Origin of the sequence: Collinsella acetigenes (assembly GCF_012844445.1) — a bacterium.
Classification (GTDB): Bacteria; Actinomycetota; Coriobacteriia; order Coriobacteriales; family Coriobacteriaceae; genus Collinsella; species Collinsella acetigenes.
In genome coordinates this window covers 78,056-97,472 of sequence record NZ_JABBCP010000006.1, presented here as the reverse complement: position 1 = coordinate 97,472, position 19,417 = coordinate 78,056, and the positions used below count along the sequence as shown (strand labels likewise).

At 57.4% G+C, this 19,417-nt stretch carries 15 protein-coding genes and 2 tRNA genes; 15 read left to right on the top strand and 2 right to left on the bottom strand.

Features of this window, described 5'->3' with window-relative positions; translation table 11 throughout:
* Nucleotides 1-368 precede the first annotated feature (368 nt).
* A complete protein-coding gene (locus tag HF320_RS07490) occupies nucleotides 369-1,094 on the bottom strand; it encodes a trimeric intracellular cation channel family protein (RefSeq protein ID WP_349290718.1) in 726 nt (241 codons plus the stop codon).
* 189 nt (nucleotides 1,095-1,283) lie between these two features.
* Between HF320_RS07490 and HF320_RS07485 the strand changes: the two genes are divergently transcribed.
* Together HF320_RS07485 and HF320_RS07480 are read left to right on the top strand one after the other, a co-directional pair.
* A tRNA-Ser gene (locus tag HF320_RS07485) sits at nucleotides 1,284-1,374 on the top strand.
* Nucleotides 1,375-1,424: 50 nt separating this feature from the next.
* Nucleotides 1,425-1,515: transfer RNA gene (locus HF320_RS07480), tRNA-Ser, on the top strand.
* Between the two features lie 215 nt (nucleotides 1,516-1,730).
* Here HF320_RS07480 and HF320_RS07475 read toward each other — a convergent pair.
* Nucleotides 1,731-2,264 (bottom strand): PaaI family thioesterase, encoded by a 534-nt coding sequence (locus tag HF320_RS07475; protein ID WP_169277767.1) that lies wholly within the window; start codon nucleotides 2,262-2,264, stop codon nucleotides 1,731-1,733.
* A gap of 456 nt (nucleotides 2,265-2,720) precedes the next feature.
* Between HF320_RS07475 and rpsF the strand changes: the two genes are divergently transcribed.
* The 13 genes from rpsF to carB all read left to right on the top strand — a co-directional run bounded on the left by rpsF (nucleotide 2,721) and on the right by carB (nucleotide 18,865).
* Nucleotides 2,721-3,014: a 30S ribosomal protein S6 gene (gene rpsF, locus HF320_RS07470; RefSeq protein WP_040219536.1), complete on the top strand. Its 294-nt coding sequence runs from the start codon at nucleotides 2,721-2,723 to the stop codon at nucleotides 3,012-3,014.
* A gap of 62 nt (nucleotides 3,015-3,076) precedes the next feature.
* Nucleotides 3,077-3,550, top strand: a complete 474-nt coding sequence (locus HF320_RS07465) for a single-stranded DNA-binding protein (protein ID WP_169277766.1) — start codon at nucleotides 3,077-3,079, stop codon at nucleotides 3,548-3,550.
* An 83-nt stretch (nucleotides 3,551-3,633) separates the two neighbouring features.
* Entirely contained in the window at nucleotides 3,634-3,900 is a 267-nt protein-coding gene (gene rpsR, locus HF320_RS07460) for a 30S ribosomal protein S18 (protein ID WP_022386306.1), read from the top strand.
* Nucleotides 3,901-3,926: 26 nt separating this feature from the next.
* Nucleotides 3,927-4,913, top strand: a complete 987-nt coding sequence (locus HF320_RS07455) for a YybS family protein (RefSeq protein WP_169277765.1) — start codon at nucleotides 3,927-3,929, stop codon at nucleotides 4,911-4,913.
* A gap of 45 nt (nucleotides 4,914-4,958) precedes the next feature.
* Entirely contained in the window at nucleotides 4,959-5,489 is a 531-nt protein-coding gene (rplI, locus tag HF320_RS07450; RefSeq protein ID WP_169277764.1) for a 50S ribosomal protein L9, read from the top strand.
* A 577-nt stretch (nucleotides 5,490-6,066) separates the two neighbouring features.
* A complete protein-coding gene (dnaB, locus tag HF320_RS07445) occupies nucleotides 6,067-7,434 on the top strand; it encodes a replicative DNA helicase (RefSeq protein ID WP_169277763.1) in 1,368 nt (455 codons plus the stop codon).
* Nucleotides 7,435-7,502: 68 nt separating this feature from the next.
* The gene (locus HF320_RS07440; protein WP_169277762.1) at nucleotides 7,503-8,792 is read left to right on the top strand and encodes an adenylosuccinate synthase; all 1,290 of its coding nucleotides are present in this window, start codon (nucleotides 7,503-7,505) and stop codon (nucleotides 8,790-8,792) included.
* A 107-nt stretch (nucleotides 8,793-8,899) separates the two neighbouring features.
* Entirely contained in the window at nucleotides 8,900-10,204 is a 1,305-nt protein-coding gene (gene purD, locus HF320_RS07435) for a phosphoribosylamine--glycine ligase (RefSeq protein ID WP_169277761.1), read from the top strand.
* A gap of 26 nt (nucleotides 10,205-10,230) precedes the next feature.
* Nucleotides 10,231-10,893 carry an NUDIX domain-containing protein gene (locus tag HF320_RS07430; protein WP_169277760.1) on the top strand — a complete coding sequence of 221 codons (663 nt, stop codon included), beginning with the start codon at nucleotides 10,231-10,233 and terminating at the stop codon, nucleotides 10,891-10,893.
* Between the two features lie 212 nt (nucleotides 10,894-11,105).
* Nucleotides 11,106-12,881: an ABC transporter ATP-binding protein gene (locus HF320_RS07425; RefSeq protein ID WP_211159016.1), complete on the top strand. Its 1,776-nt coding sequence runs from the start codon at nucleotides 11,106-11,108 to the stop codon at nucleotides 12,879-12,881.
* A 15-nt stretch (nucleotides 12,882-12,896) separates the two neighbouring features.
* Nucleotides 12,897-13,856, top strand: coding sequence for a hypothetical protein (locus HF320_RS07420; RefSeq protein ID WP_169277758.1), 960 nt, complete (start codon nucleotides 12,897-12,899; stop codon nucleotides 13,854-13,856).
* Nucleotides 13,857-14,023: 167 nt separating this feature from the next.
* Nucleotides 14,024-15,469: a glutamine-hydrolyzing carbamoyl-phosphate synthase small subunit gene (carA, locus tag HF320_RS07415; RefSeq protein ID WP_169277757.1), complete on the top strand. Its 1,446-nt coding sequence runs from the start codon at nucleotides 14,024-14,026 to the stop codon at nucleotides 15,467-15,469.
* Nucleotides 15,470-15,562: 93 nt separating this feature from the next.
* The gene (gene carB / locus HF320_RS07410; RefSeq protein ID WP_169277756.1) at nucleotides 15,563-18,865 is read left to right on the top strand and encodes a carbamoyl-phosphate synthase large subunit; all 3,303 of its coding nucleotides are present in this window, start codon (nucleotides 15,563-15,565) and stop codon (nucleotides 18,863-18,865) included.
* The last annotated feature ends 552 nt before the right edge of the window (nucleotides 18,866-19,417 follow it).

Sequence of the window (19,417 nt, the reverse complement as noted above, 5' to 3'; positions counted from 1 at the left end):
TCTCGGCGGCCCCGTCGCCCGAGCCCTCGCCCGCCGAGGTCGGGAGCGTCCTCGCGCTCGTCGAGGAGGCGTTCGACAGGAAGCTGCGCGCGGCGTAGCATGGGGAGGGCCCGCTCCGGGGGACGGCGTTACACCACTTTTCGGGACGCGATACTCTAGGTGATTTAAAAACCGCCAGCCGTTGGAAAATGCTCGAAAAACCGCCACTCATTGTAGGGAGAGAGACGGTTCTAGAGACAAATTGCTCTAGAGGCCAACTGATATGTAGCTGTGATGAAAGGGCCGCCCATATGGGAACCGGTGTCGATCGTGGACGATGTAATCCCGATCACGAGCGGTCGAAGGAGACCCCTCTACCCAGTTGCTTTCTATTTTTTACGATGGAACCAGCGCGCGAAGTCATCCTCGGTGGGGCTTTTTATGTCGAAGCGAATGGAGAGCCACCGCAAGGCAATCGTTACGAAAACGCAGGCAACGAGTGCGGCCACGCTGGATATGGGGGTGAGTCGCATGAGCGCCACATAGGTTGCTCCTCCTCCGATGGAGGCAATGGCGTAGAAGTTTGTGCGCTGAAAGATGCCGGGCACGTCGCCCATAAACCCGTCGCGCAGCATCCCGCCGCCTACAGCGGTAAACACGCCCATCATGACGCAAACAAAAGGATCGAAGCCGTGGACAAACGCCTTGTCTGCGCCGGTTGCCGAGTAGATGCCAACCGAGAGGATATCGAGTATGGGGATAAGGCGTTCGGGCTTGTCGACGATGGCGGGAACGATGTAGATGATGGCGGCGGTTGCGATGGAGATGGGGAGCGCGAGCGGTTGCTTGAGGATATAGACGTCTCCCACCTGAAGGGTCATATCGCGCAAAAGACCTCCTCCGAGTCCACATACAACTGCGAGCGCGATAGCACCGATAAGGTCGAGGTTGCGCTTGCGGGCCGTGAGCACACCTGATATAGAGGCTGCGATGACGGCTGCCAGCTCAAGCCAGACGGGGATGGCAACGGGCTGGGAATACACGGGTGTCGAGATCATGACGGCGCCGCAAACGCCGGATAGAGTATGGGAAAGAAGGGTGCAGATAGCGAACACAGGCACTCCAGGGGATAGACAATTAGTGACGCGTGCGACGGGCGCGGTGAGCTTCGCATGCGCGTCCGCGCCCTATCTTACACGTCGAGAATGGGCGTTAAAACGCTTCTTCGATTGACGGTTTAAAATTTTGGAAGATTCTCGGTTGCAAGTTTTGAATATTCCGGTAGAATTGCCTATGCACTTAACGGAGAGTTGTCCGAGCGGCCGAAGGAGCACGATTGGAAATCGTGTAGGCGTCAAAAGCGTCTCCGGGGTTCAAATCCCCGACTCTCCGCCAGATTTCACTCAGGGCGTGTCTTATGGCGCGCCCTGTTTTCTACCCCACGCGGAGGGGTGGCAGAGTGGTTGAATGCGGCGGTCTCGAAAACCGTTTGGCCTGTATAAGGTCACGAGGGTTCGAATCCCTCCTCCTCCGCCAGTTTGAATTTTGAGCTCCCAGCGATGGGAGCTTTTTTGTTATCGGGCCCTCCCCGTGCAGAAGCAGGAGGAGGGGTTCGAACCCGTAGGGGTGCGGAGCTGGGCAAACGCGCGAGCGTTTGCAGCGCAGCACGCAAGGTGCGAAAGCGCCGCAGCGCTTCCGGCGCGAAGCGCGGGGGCATCCTCCTCCATCAGTTTTTCTGTGCGCCCGTTGCGTTAAAGGTCTTCGACGGGGCGATCGTCTTCAAACCACATATCGTCAAGGTTTCCCTCGCCGGTCATGGCGTCGGGCGGGCAGATGGCGTATGTTCCTGTGGCCTGGACGGCTACTTTGCCGTCGGGTGTTAGAATTTCGCCCTCTCCCTCAAACGTGCGACGCGTGATTTTAGTGCAGCGGCCATGACATTCCAGGGGTGTTCCATAGGGAAGTGGCCTGCGATACTTGAGGGAAAGGGAAATGGTGACGCCCCAGATATCGGGGTGTTTCATCTGAACAGCACGCCCGATCACCTCGTCAAGTACCGCTGCCGAGATTCCTCCATGCACGCGGTCGGGGTAGCTTTGATGTATCTCTTGCGGTGTGAAATAGCACACAACTTCATCTTTCTCGGGGTGCTCCACAATCTGAGCGTGGAGGGAGAAAGGATTGTCCTTGCCGCAGACAAGGCACATAGAAGAGATATTTTGGTTCTTGCATTCGCAGGCGTCGTTGCAAGAGCATGCGGATGAGGCGTCGGTGTCCGGTTGCATGGAATCTCCTTACGTTGATTGATTAACAAACAGTGTAATACGGTGTTGAACCCGGCATATCAAAAGTCCTTGAGTGCTTTTTAAGAAATATGAGCCAAGGCTTTCGGAACCTTTATGTGCGATGGGCTGTATGTCTATAGCCTTGACCTGGGATTGTTTGATTTTGGGTAAGAGTCTACAGAATAAAATGGTCGATTTTTTGCCATATCTGTTTGAAGGGGCGTATATGGTCATGGCATGCTTTGCCCAAGCTCTCCCGAAGGCAGCATAAAGGGCAAGAAGGCTGTTCCAGGCTGTCCTTCGGGGGGGCGTTCGTATAACGCGGTTATGTAGAGCTCATGAGGTTCTAGCTGCGAAGATGCGCATGTGCAGAAGATGATCTAGCATAATCAAGTCTTTTCCTGCCCCGGGCGCACCTTCACGACCCGGAGCCTTATGCCCAGAGGAGGTGACCAAATGAAGGCTTATGAACTGCTGTTCTTCGTCGACCCCACTCTCGACGCCGAGACTCGTCTCGCTGTCATGAAGCGCATCGATACCACGATCGCCGAGGGTAATGGCAAGGTCGACAACGTTGACGAGTGGGGCAAGCGCAAGCTCGCTTACGAGATCAACGACCTCACCGAAGGTGACTACACCCTCATCAAGTTCCATGCAGATCCTACTCAGATCGCCGAGCTCGACCGCGTTATGCGCATCACCGACGCCGTGATCCGTCACATGATCGTCCGTCGCGACGACCAGGAGTAGAAATCCGACATGAAGCGCGGCCGGCCATCGAGTCGACCGCACCCGAGAGGTAGTGAGTCAGCATGAGCATCAATCGAGTGAACATTTCCGGTAACCTCACGCGCGACCCCGAGTTGCGCGCAACCGCCGGCGGCACGCAAGTGCTTTCGTTTGGCGTTGCCGTCAACGACCGTCGCAAGAACCCGCAGACGGGCGACTGGGAGGATTATCCCAACTTCGTGGACTGCACGATGTTCGGCACCCGTGCCGAGGCCGTGAGCCGCTATCTCTCCAAGGGGACGAAGGTTGCGATCGAAGGCAAGCTCCGTTACAGCTCTTGGGAGCGCGACGGCCAGCGCCGCAGCAAGCTCGAGGTCATCGTCGATGAAATCGAGTTTATGAGCCGCGGCAGCCAGGGCGGCCAGGGTGGTTACAGCCAGAATGGCGGTAACTCCTATGGCGGCGGCTATGCCCCCGCAGCGGCACCGCAAGCAGCTCCTGCCCCCGTGCAGGCGCCGCCCGCGGTCGACGTCTACGATGAGGACATTCCGTTTTAAGGTTGTATAACCTGCGGATGTCACCAGTTAGGTGATGGCGCCGGCTTGAATAGCCTGGCGTTGTATCGAAAGGTATTTTTGACATGGCTAATGATTATTCTGCACGTCAGCCGCGTCGTAAGTACTGCCAGTTCTGCAAGGAGAACACCGAGTATATCGACTATAAGGATACTCAGCTTCTCCGTAAGTACATGACCGATCGTGGCAAGATCAAGCCCCGTCGCGTCACTGGCGCTTGCACGCAGCATCAGCACGACATCGCGAACGCAATCAAGCGCGCCCGCGAGATGGCTCTCCTGCCCTACGCCGTTCCCGTGGTTTCTTCCCGCGGCGAGCGCAATCGCGGCTAGGTACCCTGAGCCTTTAGGTTTTAACGATGATCAACGGGAACGACGAACCTCAGCGCCAAATCGTGCCGGCCGGGCCTAAACCTCCGGTGCGGCCCGCTGTGCTGCTTCAGGGCTTGCTTTGGACGGCATTGGGCGCTGCGTTGAGTTCGTATCTCCCTTATTTGGGAGTGTTTCTTCTTGCCTACGGTATGCGCGAGCTGCTTGAGGCAAAGAAGGGCAAGGGCCTTTGTGCGGGTCTTGGCGTGTGCTTGCTGGTTTTTGCGGCTGCGTGCGCTTGGGATTTCATGTTTGCCCTTTTGCTTGTTCCCGTGTTTGTCTGTGCTGCAGGCATCTCATGGTGCATGTGGCGCGGACGAGCGAACGTAACCGCGGTGTGCATCGTGATCGTTGTGGCTTCGCTGCTTTCGCTTGGTATTGATGCGACCATCGCTTCGATGTCGGGCATGTCGCTTTCGAAGTCCTTCGTCGCGTTGCTCCAAGAGACCGTTCGCTCTGCGGTGGGGTCCGATATCCAAGGTGACTTGCTTGTTTCGCAGGTCATGCCGCTCCTTCGGGTTATCTGGCCGTTTGTCTATGTGGCATCGGCTATGTTTGACGCGCTGGTTGCGGGTATTGGATCGTATACGATGTCTGTGCGCTGCACGGGCATTCGCCGCATGCCGCAGATTGCCAATTTCGATGCGCCCATGTGGTGCGTCGGCGTATTGGCTCTTTGCATCCTGGGACTCGGGGCGTCCTTTGCAGACATCCCGCAGACACAGCTGCTACGCACGGTATGTGCGTCTACGCTGGCAAGCCTGCGTGTTGTCTTTGCGCTTCAGGGCTTTGGCGTGGTTTCCGCGCTCGAAGCGAAGCGCCGCATGGGTTGCTTAACCAGGTTTTTGATCACGTTTTTGACCGTTTGGCTCGAGGCGATGTTCTTCGCAATGTGCATCGTCGGCCTTATCGACATCTGGGCGAACTTCCGCGGTCTTGCGCGGGAGCAAGACAGAGTGGAGAAGGCAAAACAATAAACGTTTGCGCACCGCGTAAGTGGTGCATTTCCGCAAGGAGATCTCATGAAAGTCATTCTCTTGGGTGAGATCAAGGGCAAGGGTGGCGAGGGTGACGTCGTAGACGTCGCTCAGGGTTACGCCGAGAACTACCTGTTCCCTAAGAAGCTCGCCGTTGCGGCAACCAAGGGCAATTTGAAGCAGCTCGAGGAGCGTCGCAACAACATTGAGAAGCGCGAGGCCGTCCGCATTGCCGACGCCAACGCGCTCAAGGAGTCCATCGATGGCAAGTCCGTTACCGTCGACGCCAAGGTCGGCGACGAGGGCGTGCTGTTTGGCTCCGTTACTGCCTCCATGGTCGCCGACGCGATCAAGGCTGACCTCGGTGTTGAGGTCGACCGTAAGCGCGTCGAGCTCGGTAAGCCCATCAAGGTTGCCGGTGCCCATGAGGTTCCCGTGGCGCTGTATCGCGAGATTCGCGCTACCGTGACCGTTCTCGTTGGCGTTACCGCCGAGGAGGCTGTCGAGGAGCCTGAGGCCGAGGAGACCGCCGAGGAGGCTGTCGCCGAGGTCGAGACCGAGGCTGCTGCCGAGTAACTCTACTCGCTGCATATGTCGCATGGCATGAAGGCTTGGAGCACGTTTTGGGCTCCAAGCCTTTTTTATGTTGAAGGTCCTGAAGGCAGCATGGCTTTGCTTTTAAGTGCCATGGCGTGTTTTGTTGTGAGACTGAAGAAATCCACAAGACGCCGTATGACCTGCTGTTGAAAAGCTGGCATAGACCAGTAGGAACGAATGGGGTATTTCCATTCTTGTATCAAGTGAGTGCGAGGCTTTTACCTGCGCATTGTATAAACAGCTATCGCTACCTGCAGAAATAATACAGCTGGCAAATCAAAAACGATAAAGTTCCGGTAAATCGCTGGTTAAAAATGAATAAACACAGGTCAGAGCTTTATTGTTGAAAACTCAGTAAAAGCGCAGGTAATAATTGTTGAAAACGTTGATAACTGATATTACCGCAGGTCAAAGGCATGCCTTCAAGTTGAGCTTGAAACTTGTACGTTGCTTGTACATAAAAACGTTTAGGCATGTTTAAACCATGGGAGCCGTGAAACGCGCCCGCCGTGCCGTACTATTGATACGTTAAGCATCATGAGAAAAAGGAGTGCGCATGGACCTGTCTGTTGCCGAGCGCGGGACGCATCAGGGCCTTCCCAATAACCCGGACGCAGAGGCAAATGTGCTCTCGGCCATGCTTCTCTCCAGTGAGGTTGTGGAGGAGGCTCTCACTGAGCTTCTCCCCGACGATTTTTATCGTCCAATGAACAAGGCACTGTTCGAGACCATGCACGATATGTACGATCGCAGCATGCCTATCGACTCCATCACGCTTATCGACTATCTCAATTCCCAAAATAAGCTGCAAGAAGTAGGCGGCGAGGCCTATATCCTCGAGCTCATGGGCCAGACGCTGTCGCTCGTGAACTGGCAGCACCATGCTTCCATTGTTCGCCGTGATGCCATGCTGCGCGAGATCATCGGCGCCACCAACCAGATCAATCAGCTTGCCTATAACGCTCCGACCGATACCAAAGAGGTTGTTGAGCGTGCGGAGAGTATGCTGCTGTCTGTGACCGACCGTGAGGTCAAAAACGCATACAAGCCGCTGAATGATTTTTTGATCGAGGCCTTTAACGAGGCGAAAGAGGTCTGCGAGGCCGGTGGCGTTGCCGCGGGTGTCCCCACGGGTTACCCCAGTCTTGACCGCATGCTCATGGGCCTGCGCGAGGGCCAGCTGGTAATCATCGGCGCGCGTCCTGCTGTCGGTAAGACCTCGTTTGCACTCAACCTGGCCCTCAACGCTGCGTCTGAAGGGTATACCGTAGCGTTCTTCTCCCTGGAGATGAGCGGTAAGGAAATCGCCCAGCGCTTTATCTGCGCCCATGCGCAGGTCAGCATGTCCAATTTCCGTACAGGCAAGATTTCTCCGCAGGAGTGGGCGAATATCGGCCAAGCGGCAGAAGACCTCTCCCGCCTTGATATTTTGATTGACGACACCCCTGGAATTACGGTAACCGAGATTCGCGCCAAAGCGCGCCGTATGCTCCATAACAAGGAGAAGGCCATTATCATCCTCGACTACCTGCAGCTGGTGAGTCCCCCTGCGGGTCGTCGCGCTGAGAGCCGTACCGTCGAGGTTTCCGAGATGTCGCGTGCCCTTAAGATTATGGCCAAGGAGCTCTCCGTTCCCGTCATTTCGCTTTCGCAGCTTTCTCGTGCCGTCGAGTCTCGTACCGGCAAGCGCCCACAGCTCTCCGACCTTCGTGAATCGGGCTCTATCGAGCAGGACGCCGACATCGTCATGTTCCTGGATCGTTCGAGTAACGAGCAGGAGGCCGGGCGCGAAGACCGCCCGCCCGAGGGTATCACGCGAATTATCGTTGCCAAGAACCGTTCGGGCCCTATTGGCGATGTGGACCTGGTCTTCCTGGCTGCCTCCACTAAGTTTTATGAGCTTAACGAGCATGCCGAGGAATAGCACGTACGTGCGCCTATAATAGATACGTTTGAATGCGCAATCGCGCTTGTATTCGTGAAGGAGTCAAGATGCCGTCTACCGTGTTGGTCGGAGGTCAGTGGGGCGACGAGGGCAAAGGCAAAATCGTCGACCTTATCGCAGGCGATTTTGATGGCGTTGTGCGCTACTCCGGTGGCAACAATGCTGGCCACACCATCGTGGTGGGTGACAAGAAATACGGTCTGCACCAGATTCCCTCCGGCATCATGTATGCAGATAAGAAGGCTGTTATCGCTAACGGCTGCGTCGTGAACCCCAAGGTGGTTCTCGAAGAGATCGATATGTTTGAGAAAGATGGCGTTTCGACCAAGAACCTGTGCATCTCCGGTAACGCACACATCATCATGCCGTACCACATGGATCTTGACGGTGCGTTCGAGACGCTGCTGGGCAAGAACAACATTGGCACCACGAGGCGCGGTATCGGTCCTTGCTATCAGGACAAGATGGCTCGCATCGGCCTACGCATGCAGGATATGCTGGACGAGAATATCTTCCGCGAGAAGCTCGAGATCGCGCTCGCTCGCGTCAATCCCGAGCTGGAGCTCCTCTACCATCTGCCCACCTACACGGTTGACCAGATTTGCAAGGAGTATCTGCCGTACGCCGAGCGCCTGCGTCCCTACATCTGCGAGACGGGCCTTTTGCTCAACGACATGATTGATGAAGGCAAGACGCTGCTGTTCGAGGGCGCCCAGGCTACTCTTTTGGATATAGACCACGGCACCTATCCTTTTGTCACCTCTTCCAATTGCACCGCGGGCGGCGCCATCACTGGCTCCGGCGTGGGCATGAAGAATGTCGACCGCGTGATCGGTGTCATGAAGGCGTACATCACCCGCGTGGGTTCTGGTCCTATGCCCACCGAGCTTGATTACGATACGGACGAGTGCGGCCACAAGCTCACCGAGCTGGGCTACGAGTACGGTGTCACTACCGGTCGCCGTCGTCGCTGCGGCTGGTTTGACGGCCCCATCGCCAACTTCTCGTCGCGCGTGAACGGCCTGACCGACCTGGCCTTGACCAAGCTCGATGTGCTCTCGGCGTTCGATACCATCAAGGTATGCGTCGCATACGACTGCGACGGCACGCGCTACACCTCCGTACCCGAGCATCAGGAGCTGTTCGCACACGCTAAGCCCATCTACGAGGAGCTCCCTGGCTGGAGCTGCGACATCACCGGTTGCCGTGCGTTTGAAGACCTGCCGGCCGAGGCCCGCAGCTACGTCGAGTTTGTCGAGGACCTGGCGCACACGCGCGTCTCGATCATCGGCGTGGGCGCGGAGCGCGAGCAGATTATCAACCGTTTTTGGAAGTAGCGCATAGGCGTATGGTTCCTACCCCTCCGCGGATAATTCCCACGGAGGGGTATATTCGTTTTTGTGAGTATCGCTGCGCTGCGCGCGGCAGGTAACAAGGAGGATCAATGAACGCAGAGTCCCAGGCCATCGACATCCTGCTTTTGGGTTCGGGCGGCCGCGAGCATGCAATCGCCAAGAAGCTTGCCGCTTCGCCCCGCTGCGGCAAACTCTACATCGCGCCGGGTAACGGTGGTACCTCTCAGGAGGGCGAGAATATCTCTCTCGACGAGAACGACCCCGCCGCCGTCGCGGCGTTTGCCAAAGACCATGGCTGCGGCATGGTTGTCATCGGTCCCGAGGCTCCGCTTGTTGTGGGTGTGGCCGATGCCGTGCGTGAGGCGGGCATTCCGTGCTTTGGCCCGGGCGCCGAGGGTGCGCAGATGGAGGGCTCCAAGCTTTTTTCCAAGCAGCTGATGGAGCGCGCCGGTGTCCCCACTGCCGCCTATGGCTCTTTTACCGATGAGCAGTCGGCTCTCGACTGCGTGAACGCTCAGGGCGCTCCGCTGGTGGTTAAGGCCGATGGTCTAGCTGCGGGCAAGGGCGTTATCGTTGCCACCGAGCTCGAGCAGGCTCTCGATGCCGTGCATGAGTGCTTCTCCGGTGCCTTTGGCGATGCTGGTAACACTGTGGTTGTCGAGGAGATGCTCACCGGCCCCGAGTGCTCGCTGCTGGCATTTACCGATGGCATCACGGTGCGCCCCATGGCCACTTCTCAAGATCATAAGCGTGCTCTTGAAGGCGATCTCGGTCCCAATACGGGTGGCATGGGCGTGTACAGCCCGGTGCCTATCGTGACGCCCGAGGAGCACGAGACCATGGTTGCCATCATGCATCAGACTGTCGAGCAGCTTCATCGTGAGGGCATCGATTACCGCGGCTGCCTGTATGGCGGTTTTATGCTTACCCCAGCTGGCCCCAAGGTCTTGGAGTTCAACGCACGCTTTGGCGATCCCGAGACGCAGGTTATTTTGCCCCGTCTGCAAAACGATCTGGTCGATGTGATGCTTGCCTGCGCCGAGCAGCGCTTGGATGAGGTCGAGCTTTCTTGGTGCGACGACTGGGCTGTCTCGGTTGTGCTCACCTCTGCCGGCTACCCCGGATCGTACGAGAAGGGTAAGGTCATCACGGGTATCGAGGATGCAGAGGCTCTGGATGGTGTCACCGTCTATCATGCCGGTACGCGCGAGCAGAATGGTCAGATCCTCACCAACGGTGGTCGTGTGATCGACGTCACCGCGCTGGGGGCTACGTTTGAGGATGCACGTAACCTGGCGTATGCTGCCTGCGAGAAGATTGATTTTGAGGGGAAGACCCTTCGTCATGACATTGGCCTGCGCGCCCTTAAGGGTCGCAGCGCATGGGACGCATAACCAGCCAGGGAGGGCAAACGCATACGATGGCAGAAGAGATTTCGAATAACGCGACGATCGTCGATGAGATGGAGCCTGAGGAGGAGTCGCTTGTTTTGGGCGATGACGACCCCCGCGACGCCGCCCTGCACGAGCATATTCTTTCCGAGGAATGCGCATGGCACGGCCGCATCATCGATGTGAACCGTCTGGAGGTCGAGCTCCCCAATGGGCGCCGGACCAGTCGTGATATCGTGCGCCATCCGGGCGCTGCTGCCATTGTCGCTCTTACCGATTCGGGCAAGATCGCGCTCGTTCGCCAGTATCGAACGGCCCTCGATCGCGTGACGGTTGAGATTCCCGCTGGCAAGCTCGATCCGGGTGAGGACCCGCTTGAGTGCGCCAAGCGTGAATTGCGCGAGGAGACCGGCTTTGTCGCCGGCCGCATGCGTTACCTCACGACGATTGCCTCGTCTGCCGGTTTTGCAGACGAGCTGATCCGCATTTACATGGCGACGCATCTTGAACTTGATGAGGCTTGTCCTGACGAGGACGAGTTTCTCAACGTGGACCTCGTTCCTTTGTCTGAGCTCATTGACGCTGTCTTGGATGGCAAGATTGAGGATGCCAAGACCGTTGTGGGTGCTCTTGCTTGCGATGCGATTGCGCACCGTCTTGCCTCCGACGCCGAGGTTGCAGCGGAACAGTAGGTACGCGGCCTGCGCGTTTTGACGATCTGGAATCAATCGAAGCCATCGATGTGCGATTGATTTTTAAAAGTCACGCAGAATCGTTCGTTTTTTCCTCTTTGTAGGCAAAAGTTGACGATTGTGCGTGGCTTTTCGGCGTCTCGGTACCGTTTTGAAGGGCGGGTGAGCACCACATGTTGTATAGGGAGGAGCCATTCGTGGCTAAAAATAGTATGTTTGGCCGTTTTCTGGGCTACTACAAGCCGCAGATGCATCTGTTTGTTGCCGACACCATCTGCGCGCTCATACTCGCGGGGATCGACCTGGCGTTTCCGATTATCCTACGCAGCCTGACGGGAGGTCTCTTTACGCAGGGACAGGCCGCCATCATGCAGTCGCTCGGGGCTATCGCCATCGGCCTTGTTGTCATGTACGCCGTGCGCTGTGGTTGCCGCTATTTTGTCTCGGCTCAAGGACATGTGATGGGCGCGCGCATGGAATCCAAGATGCGCGAGGACCTATTCGATCAGTATGAGCGCTTTAGCTTTGCCTATTTTGACAGTCATAGCTCTGGAGACATGATGAGTCGTGTGGTCAACGACTTGTTTGATATCTGCGAGGGCGCTCACCACCTGCCCGAGTGGCTCATTATCTGCGGTGTCGAGGTCATTGGTGCGTTTGTGATTTTGTTTACCATCAGCCCTGCCCTTTCGGGCGCGATGGCTGTGGTGACCGCCGTTCTCGTGGTGGTTATGGTGCGCCAGAATCTCAACATGAAGGCCGTCTTTAGCGATAATCGCAAGAAGATCTCTGAGGTGAATTCGCAGCTGCAGGATTCGCTCTCGGGTATTCGCGTGGTTAAGTCGTTTGCAAATGAGCGCACCGAGCGCGCCAAATTCCGTCATGCCAACGACCGCTACCTGGATTCTAAGGTCAATCAGTACCATGCTATGGGAACGTATACGGCTACCTATGGCCTTATGAGCGGCGTGCTGTACTTTGTCGTGATCGTCTTGGGCGGCTGGTTGGTGGCTCAAGGCGAGCTGAGCCCCGTTGACATGGCAACCTTTGCTCTCTATATCTCCTTGTTCTGCACGCCCATCGAGACGCTTGTCAATTCGACCGAGATGTTCCAGAAAGCTCTCGCCGGATTTAAGCGCATGGACGAGGTGCTTCAGACGGCGCCCGACGTGCAGGACAAGCCCGGCGCGACAGAGCTGCGCGTGGAAGAGGGCGCCATCGAGTATCGCGATGTGTGCTTTAGCTACGACGACTGCGAGCTGGGTGACGATGGGCAAAACCGAGTTCGCCCCGTTATCGATCACATGAATCTCTCCATCAGGCCGGGCGAAACTATCGCGCTCGTTGGACCTTCTGGCGGCGGCAAGTCAACCACGTGCTCGCTGCTGCCGCGTTTTTACGACGTACAATCCGGTTCCATTACCATCGATGGGCAGGACGTGCGCGATGTGACGCAGGAGAGTCTGCGCCGCGCCATTGGCATCGTGCAGCAGGACGTGTATCTGTTTGACGGCACTATTCGCGACAACATCTCCTATGGCCGTCCCAGCGCGAGCGATGAGGATATCGCCGCCGCTGCCCAGCAGTCGAACATCCTCGAGTTCATCGAGAGCTTGCCCGAGGGGTTTGACACGGTGGTAGGCGAGCGCGGCAGCCGTCTTTCGGGAGGTCAGAAGCAGCGTATCGCTATTGCGCGCGTGTTTCTCAAAAACCCCGCCATCCTTATTTTGGATGAGGCGACGAGTGCCCTTGATAACGAGAGCGAGGAGGCTGTTCAGGAGTCGCTCGAGCGCTTGGCAGCCAATCGCACCACGATTATCATCGCGCATCGTCTGTCCACCATTAAGGATGCCGATGAGATCGCCACGGTGGAACGTGGGCAGGTCGTGGAACGTGGCACACATGAGGAGCTTCTCGCCCGCGGCGGCACGTATGCTCGCTACTATCGAATGCAGTTCGAAGGCGTGCGCGCGGCGCGCACCGAGTAATACCCGAGGACATTGATGGCTAAGAACGCACCCCTAACAGAAGATGAGGCACAGGAGCTCTTTTCCGAGCTCGACGATTCGGGCGTTATCGACCCGCTGCTGGCGCATCGCCGCGTGCGCGGTGGCGATGCGGCTAAGGCCGGCGACGAGGCAAGACGCGAGGACGTTCAGGTGGGTCTTAACCTGCGCCGCGCTCGTCGTGCCAAAGTAGACCCTTTGTCCGAGCAGGACCCTTCTGGATCCAAGGCGGGCGAGGCAATCTCGCGCACGGCGATCTTGTGCATCGTCGGTGTCTTGCTGTTTGTGGTTGGTATGCAGATTGTCTACGGCGTGAGCCGCCGCTTGAATACGGCAAACCTTTCGGAGTGTGCGGATTACGAAACCGTGACCAATGCCATGCAGTCCGGCGTGGAGTGGGGCAACGGATTTACGCAGTTTCCGGAGCAATTTACGGTAGACGAGGCGGATGAGCGCACGGGTGTCGTCGAGGTCTCGGTGGTGGACACGCAGTCAAAAAACGAGCTGGAGCTGCTTTCAAACTCCCAGATTCAGGCATCGGCTCTCTCCACCAACGCCTTGCTTAACGAGAAGATCAACCGCGTGGTGTACAAGGTGTACGCCCTCACAGACGATAAGGGCAACTTTGCCCATGACCAGCTGTTTGGCTTTGTGCCTGCAACGGGTACCCGCCGCGCGATGCTTACGTTTGTGTGGACCAAGGAGAAATCTGCCAACACGACGTATATCGATTGGAACCTCAAGATTATCGGCATGAACGACAAGCTCACCGATAAGATTCAAACCCAGGTGAACTCCGTGTCCTCGCTTACCGATGACACGCAGGTCAAACAGTCTCAAATTGATGAAGAGACTGTTGAGCGCCAGATGGAACACATGCTGCATGGGCGCGAAATCTTTCGCGGCGGCGCTGCCGAGAAGAAGCCTTCCGACGTCTTGCCGCAGTCTTCCGAATAGAATGCCAACACGCCAACAGACCCTCGAGACCCTTTTTGAAATGTGTCGATATGAGTCTGTTGGCGTACTTATCTAAATTGTCGTGCCACAGTCGCCTTATATGACTAAAATACCTCCAGGCCTAAATGACCTTTAAGCCGGTACCGAGAGACCGAAAAGGAGAGAACATGGGCACGAACCTTTCGGCGGGCATCATGTCTGCCAAGGCTGCGCCAAGCGATTTGGCTCAGCGAATCATGTCCCGCACCGGCAAAGGGTGCGCAAACGCCGCGATCCTCATGCTCGCAGATGGAACGGTCTTTTACGGCCGCGCCTGCGGAGCTGCGGGCACGGCATGTGGCGAAGTGTGCTTTAACACTTCACTCGAGGGATACTTCGAAGTTCTGACCGATCCCTCGTATGCAGGTCAGATCGTCACCATGACATACCCTCAGATTGGCAACTATGGCATCGATCCGGATGACGTGCAAAGTGCGTATCCCGGCTCAACCGAGCGCGGTGCCGCAACTCCCGCTCTTCGCGGCATGATCGTGCACGATATGTGCCATACCCCTTCCAATTGGCGTAGCTCCATAAGCCTGCCCGAATACCTCAAAGACAATGGCATCGTGGCCGTAGAGGGTGTCGATACCCGTGCGCTCGTGCGCCACCTGCGCGACCATGGTGCTCAGCAGGGCATTATTTCGACCGAGGTCTTTGACCTGACAGAGCTTGAGGAAAAGCTCGCCGAGGCGCCTGCACTGGTGGGCGAGAACCTGGTCAAGACCGTGAGCTGTGCGGACGAGTATTCTTACGCGGCTGCGGACCTGCCTGCCGCCCACGCCTTCGCCGATGCGGCCCCCGCGCCCGCCAAGTACCGCGTGGTCGTGTACGACTGCGGCATCAAGCGCGGCATCCTCGAGGGTCTGGTGCGCGTTGGCTGCGAGCTTACGGTTGTGCCGTGGAATACGCCGGCTTCCCATGTGCTGGAAATGAATCCCGATGGCGTCTTTCTTTCCAATGGCCCGGGTGACCCGGATGCCGTGGAAGAGACGTACGCACAGGTGCAGCAGCTCATTGGCAAGGTGCCGCTGTTTGGCATCTGCCTGGGCCATCAGATGATCAGTCTTGCCTGCGGTGCCAAGATGGAAAAGCTTAAGTTTGGCCATCGCGGTGGAAACCAGCCGGTTATGAACCTTATCTCGCATCGCGTGGAGATCACGGCGCAAAATCACGGCTTCGGCCTTGTGTTTCCGAGCCTGGGCAAGCTTATCCCCGAGCTCTCTGGTGGCGAGACCGAGCATCCTGCCGATGGCGACCTGCGCGTATGGGCGCAGCGCGGCATTGCGCCCGTGGTGCAAAACGAGCGTTTTGGACGCATTCGCCTTACACATATCAACCTTAATGACGGTACGGCTGAGGGCATCCAGCTGCTGGACAGCCCGGCTTTCTCCGTGCAGTACCATCCCGAAGCTGCTCCCGGTCCCACCGACGCGCATTACCTCTTTACGGCTTTCGCGCGCCTGATGGATGGAGATGTCGACTACCTGGACATCGATATTTCCAAGGACCGTCTTGCTGGTTGGGTTTTTGATTCCGAGGATGCTTCCGCGACGGTAAAAACGCAGGCATAGGCCCGTGTGACCGCGCCCGCGGCGCTTCGATGCATCAGCTGCACGCTCACCGGCGATGGCTGTAAGCTTCGCCGGTTTATCTAGGAGGTTTTCATGCCTAAACGTACCGATATCAAGCGTATCCTCGTCATTGGCTCCGGTCCTATCGTCATTGGTCAGGCTTGCGAGTTTGACTACTCTGGCGCTCAGGCCTGCAAGGTCCTCAAGGAGGACGGCTACGAGGTCGTGTTGCTCAACTCTAATCCCGCGACGATCATGACCGATCCCGGCCTGGCCGACCGCACCTACGTTGAGCCCATCACCCCCGAGTTTTTGGAAAAGGTCATCGCCCGTGAGCATCCGGACGCGCTGCTTCCCACCCTCGGCGGTCAGACTGGACTCAACGCTGCCGTTGACCTGGCAAAAGCTGGAGTTCTCGACAAATATGGCGTCGAGATGATCGGTTGCGACTTGGCCGCCATCGAGCGCGGCGAGGATCGCAAGCTCTTTAATGAGGCCATGGCCGAGATTGGACTCGAGGTGGCGCGCTCCGGCTATGCCTACTCGGTGGAAGACGCCCTTGCCATTGTCGAGCGTGTGGGGTACCCGTGCGTCTTACGCCCCAGCTTTACGCTTGGCGGCGCCGGCGGCGGCATCGCGCATACCGAGGAAGAGCTCGTCTCCATCGTGAGCCAGGGCATTGAGCTTTCACCTGCTCACGAGGTGCTGGTGGAAGAATCCATCGAGGGCTGGAAAGAGTATGAGATGGAGGTCATGCGCGACCACGCCGGCAACGGCATCATCGTGTGCTCCATCGAGAACCTCGACCCCATGGGCGTGCACACCGGCGACTCCATTACCGTGGCGCCGGCACAGACGCTTTCCGACCTTGAATATCAGCGCATGCGCGTGGCATCGCTTGCCATTCTCGAGAAGGTTGGCGTGGAGACCGGCGGCTCCAACGTGCAGTTTGCCGTGAACCCCAAGAACGGCCGCCTTATTGTCATCGAGATGAATCCACGCGTTTCGCGTTCCTCGGCACTGGCTTCGAAGGCTACGGGATTCCCCATCGCCAAGTTTGCCGCACAGCTTGCCGTGGGCTATACCCTCGATGAGATCACTAACGACATCACCAAGGCCACGCCGGCGTGCTTCGAACCCACCATCGACTACTGCGTGGTCAAGGTCCCGCGCTTCGCCTTCGAGAAATTCAAGGGTACCGACACCACGCTTACCACCCGCATGAAGGCCGTGGGCGAGATCATGTCCATCGGCCGCACGTTTGAGGAAGCCTTTGGCAAGGCGATGCGCTCGCTGGAAGACGGCCATGTGGGTCTTTCTGCCGGTGGCAAGGAGGGTGCCTCTGAGCTGAGCTATGACGAGCTTACGCAGGCTATCGCTACGCCTACCGAGAATCGCATCTTCTATGTGGTCGAGGCCTTCCGCCGCGGCTGGACCGTCGAGCGCGTGCACGACATCTGCAAGATCGACTCGTGGTATCTCAACCGCATCAACGATATGGTTCAGGTGCAGGAGGCCGTGCGCGGCATGCGCGTGGAGGATATCGATGCCGACGCCATGCGCCTGCTCAAGCAATATGGTACGAGCGATGCCGAGATTGCGTATCTCACTGGATCCGATGAGCGCTTTGTGCGCGCCTATCGCAAGGGTCTGGGCGTGGTTCCCAGCATGAAGACGGTTGACACCTGCGCCGCCGAGTTTGCAAGTGCCACCGAGTACCACTACAAGACGTACGAGAACCTCATGCGCGCCGATGCCTGCTCGCGCAAAACGGTTGCCGCCGACGAGGTGACGCCTTGCGATAAGCCCAAGGCGATGATTTTGGGCGCGGGCCCCAACCGTATTGGCCAGGGCATTGAGTTTGACTACTGCTGCGTGCACGCGAGTTATGCGCTGGCGAGCCGTGGCTTTGAGACCATCATGGTCAACTGCAACCCCGAGACGGTCTCGACCGATTACGACACATCCGACCGTCTGTACTTCGAACCGCTTACGTACGAGGACGTCATGGACGTCATCGATGTGGAGCGCCCCGACGGTGTCGTGGTCACGCTGGGCGGTCAAACTCCGCTCAAGCTCGCACGCATGCTGGAGGATTCCGGTGTGAACATCATGGGCACCAAGCCCGATTCCATCGACTTCGCCGAGGACCGCGAGCGCTTTGCCGCACTGCTCGACCGCCTGCAGATCATGTATCCGCCGGCGGGCCAGGCCACCTCGTTTGAGGAAGCCGAGGCTGTGGCGGCGCGCATTGGCTATCCGCTGCTCGTTCGCCCCAGCTACGTGCTGGGCGGCCGCGGCATGATGATTGCGTACGACTCCGAGCACCTGCGCACCTATATGGCGGAGGCCACGCGCATCAGCCCCGACTATCCTGTCTATCTCGATCGCTTCTTGGAGGGCGCGATTGAGTCCGACGTCGATGCCCTGTGCGATGGTGAGGAAGTCTATATCGGCGGCGTTTTGGAGCATATTGAGGAGGCGGGCATTCACTCTGGCGACTCTGCTACATGCATCCCGCCGTTTAGCTTTAGCGATAGCTTGGTGGAGAGGCTGCGCGAGACTACGCGCCGCATCGCGCTCGCGCTGGGCGTGCGTGGCCTGGTAAACGTGCAGTATGCCATCAAGGGCGAGACGATCTACGTGATCGAGGCCAACCCTCGTGCCAGCCGTACCGTACCCTTTATCTCCAAGGCCACTGGTGTGCCGCTTGCCAAGTGCGCCGCACGCATCATGGCAGGGGAGAAGATCGCCGACCTTCATTTGCCTCGCGATAGCCGTCGCTTGGATTGGTTCTGCATGAAGGAAGCGGTTATGCCGTGGGGTCGCTTCCCGGGAGCCGAGGTTATCCTGGGGCCTGAGATGAAGTCGACGGGCGAGGTGATGGGTATCGCCAAGAGCTATCCCGAGGCGTATGCCAAGACGCAGCTCGCTATCGACTACGACATGCCCAATCCAAGTAAGGGAAAAGTCTTTATCTCGGTGTGCGATCGTGACAAGCGTCATATCCTTTCGGTCGCGCGCATCCTGCGCTATCTGGGCTTCGATATCGTGAGCACGGAGGGTACGGCGCGTGTGCTGCGCGGTGGCAACGTGACGTGCGAGACCGTCAACAAGATTGGCGGCGCGCATCCCAACATTGGCGACATGATTGCCAATGGCGAGATTTCGCTCATCATCAACACCCCGTATGGCCCGGGCTCGCGTGGCGACGGATACCTGTTGCGCACCGAGGCGGTTCGCCGCGGCGTGACTTGCGTCACGGCGCTTTCGGGAGCAAACGCCTACGTGAGTGCCATCGAAGCGGTGCGCGAAGAGCGCGCCGGCGTCGGTTCCAACAACGAGGTAGGTATGTCTGCCATCGCGTTACAGGATCTGCCGCAGTACAACGTGTAGAGGGTTTGTCGTCACGCGTACGAGCGGCGCGAACGAATTTAAAACCGATATGTCATTGAGGGCGTAGCGATGCTGCGCCCTCTTTGGTTTAGATCCATTCCGATCGGTTGAGTATTAAAAGGGCATCAATGAATGGTATTAAAAATTAGATAACAGTATTCCCAGCTACAACCGTTCATCGAATCGGTTCTAAAGGAATAAAATGAATAAAACACCGATAGAAACAGGATTCTATGCATAACATTAGTTGATAATATAACAATTATCACGTGCTCAGAAACATAAATTGAGTGCCTAAGCTGGTGATTTATATGGCGAGCTCAGCAATATAAGGGGGCGGATGTTTACGTTAACAATTCGTTCGATTTGGATAATGGCCTATTAGGCGCAAAAACCATTCGCGGGTGTAAATCAATAGGCATCGCCAACTCTAAGTTAAATCTAAGGTTGATTTTTAATGTCCATTTACTCTGTTTCGAGGTTACGAGGGAGGCGCTCGCGCACCGCGCGGGCGAGTGAACCGCGAAGGACGACAGCCGTCTATCGGGGGCC

What these genes read in the sequence shown, in the direction of transcription:
- HF320_RS07475 (WP_169277767.1), bottom strand. Translation starts at nt 2,264, where the DNA reads ATGCAACCGGACACCGACGCCTCATCCGCATGCTCTTGCAACGACGCC.
- rpsF (WP_040219536.1), top strand. Translation starts at nt 2,721, where the DNA reads ATGAAGGCTTATGAACTGCTGTTCTTCGTCGACCCCACTCTCGACGCC.
- HF320_RS07465 (WP_169277766.1), top strand. Translation starts at nt 3,077, where the DNA reads ATGAGCATCAATCGAGTGAACATTTCCGGTAACCTCACGCGCGACCCC.
- rpsR (WP_022386306.1), top strand. Translation starts at nt 3,634, where the DNA reads ATGGCTAATGATTATTCTGCACGTCAGCCGCGTCGTAAGTACTGCCAG.
- HF320_RS07455 (WP_169277765.1), top strand. Translation starts at nt 3,927, where the DNA reads ATGATCAACGGGAACGACGAACCTCAGCGCCAAATCGTGCCGGCCGGG.
- rplI (WP_169277764.1), top strand. Translation starts at nt 4,959, where the DNA reads ATGAAAGTCATTCTCTTGGGTGAGATCAAGGGCAAGGGTGGCGAGGGT.
- dnaB (WP_169277763.1), top strand. Translation starts at nt 6,067, where the DNA reads ATGGACCTGTCTGTTGCCGAGCGCGGGACGCATCAGGGCCTTCCCAAT.
- HF320_RS07440 (WP_169277762.1), top strand. Translation starts at nt 7,503, where the DNA reads ATGCCGTCTACCGTGTTGGTCGGAGGTCAGTGGGGCGACGAGGGCAAA.
- purD (WP_169277761.1), top strand. Translation starts at nt 8,900, where the DNA reads ATGAACGCAGAGTCCCAGGCCATCGACATCCTGCTTTTGGGTTCGGGC.
- HF320_RS07430 (WP_169277760.1), top strand. Translation starts at nt 10,231, where the DNA reads ATGGCAGAAGAGATTTCGAATAACGCGACGATCGTCGATGAGATGGAG.
- HF320_RS07425 (WP_211159016.1), top strand. Translation starts at nt 11,106, where the DNA reads ATGTTTGGCCGTTTTCTGGGCTACTACAAGCCGCAGATGCATCTGTTT.
- HF320_RS07420 (WP_169277758.1), top strand. Translation starts at nt 12,897, where the DNA reads ATGGCTAAGAACGCACCCCTAACAGAAGATGAGGCACAGGAGCTCTTT.
- carA (WP_169277757.1), top strand. Translation starts at nt 14,024, where the DNA reads ATGGGCACGAACCTTTCGGCGGGCATCATGTCTGCCAAGGCTGCGCCA.
- carB (WP_169277756.1), top strand. Translation starts at nt 15,563, where the DNA reads ATGCCTAAACGTACCGATATCAAGCGTATCCTCGTCATTGGCTCCGGT.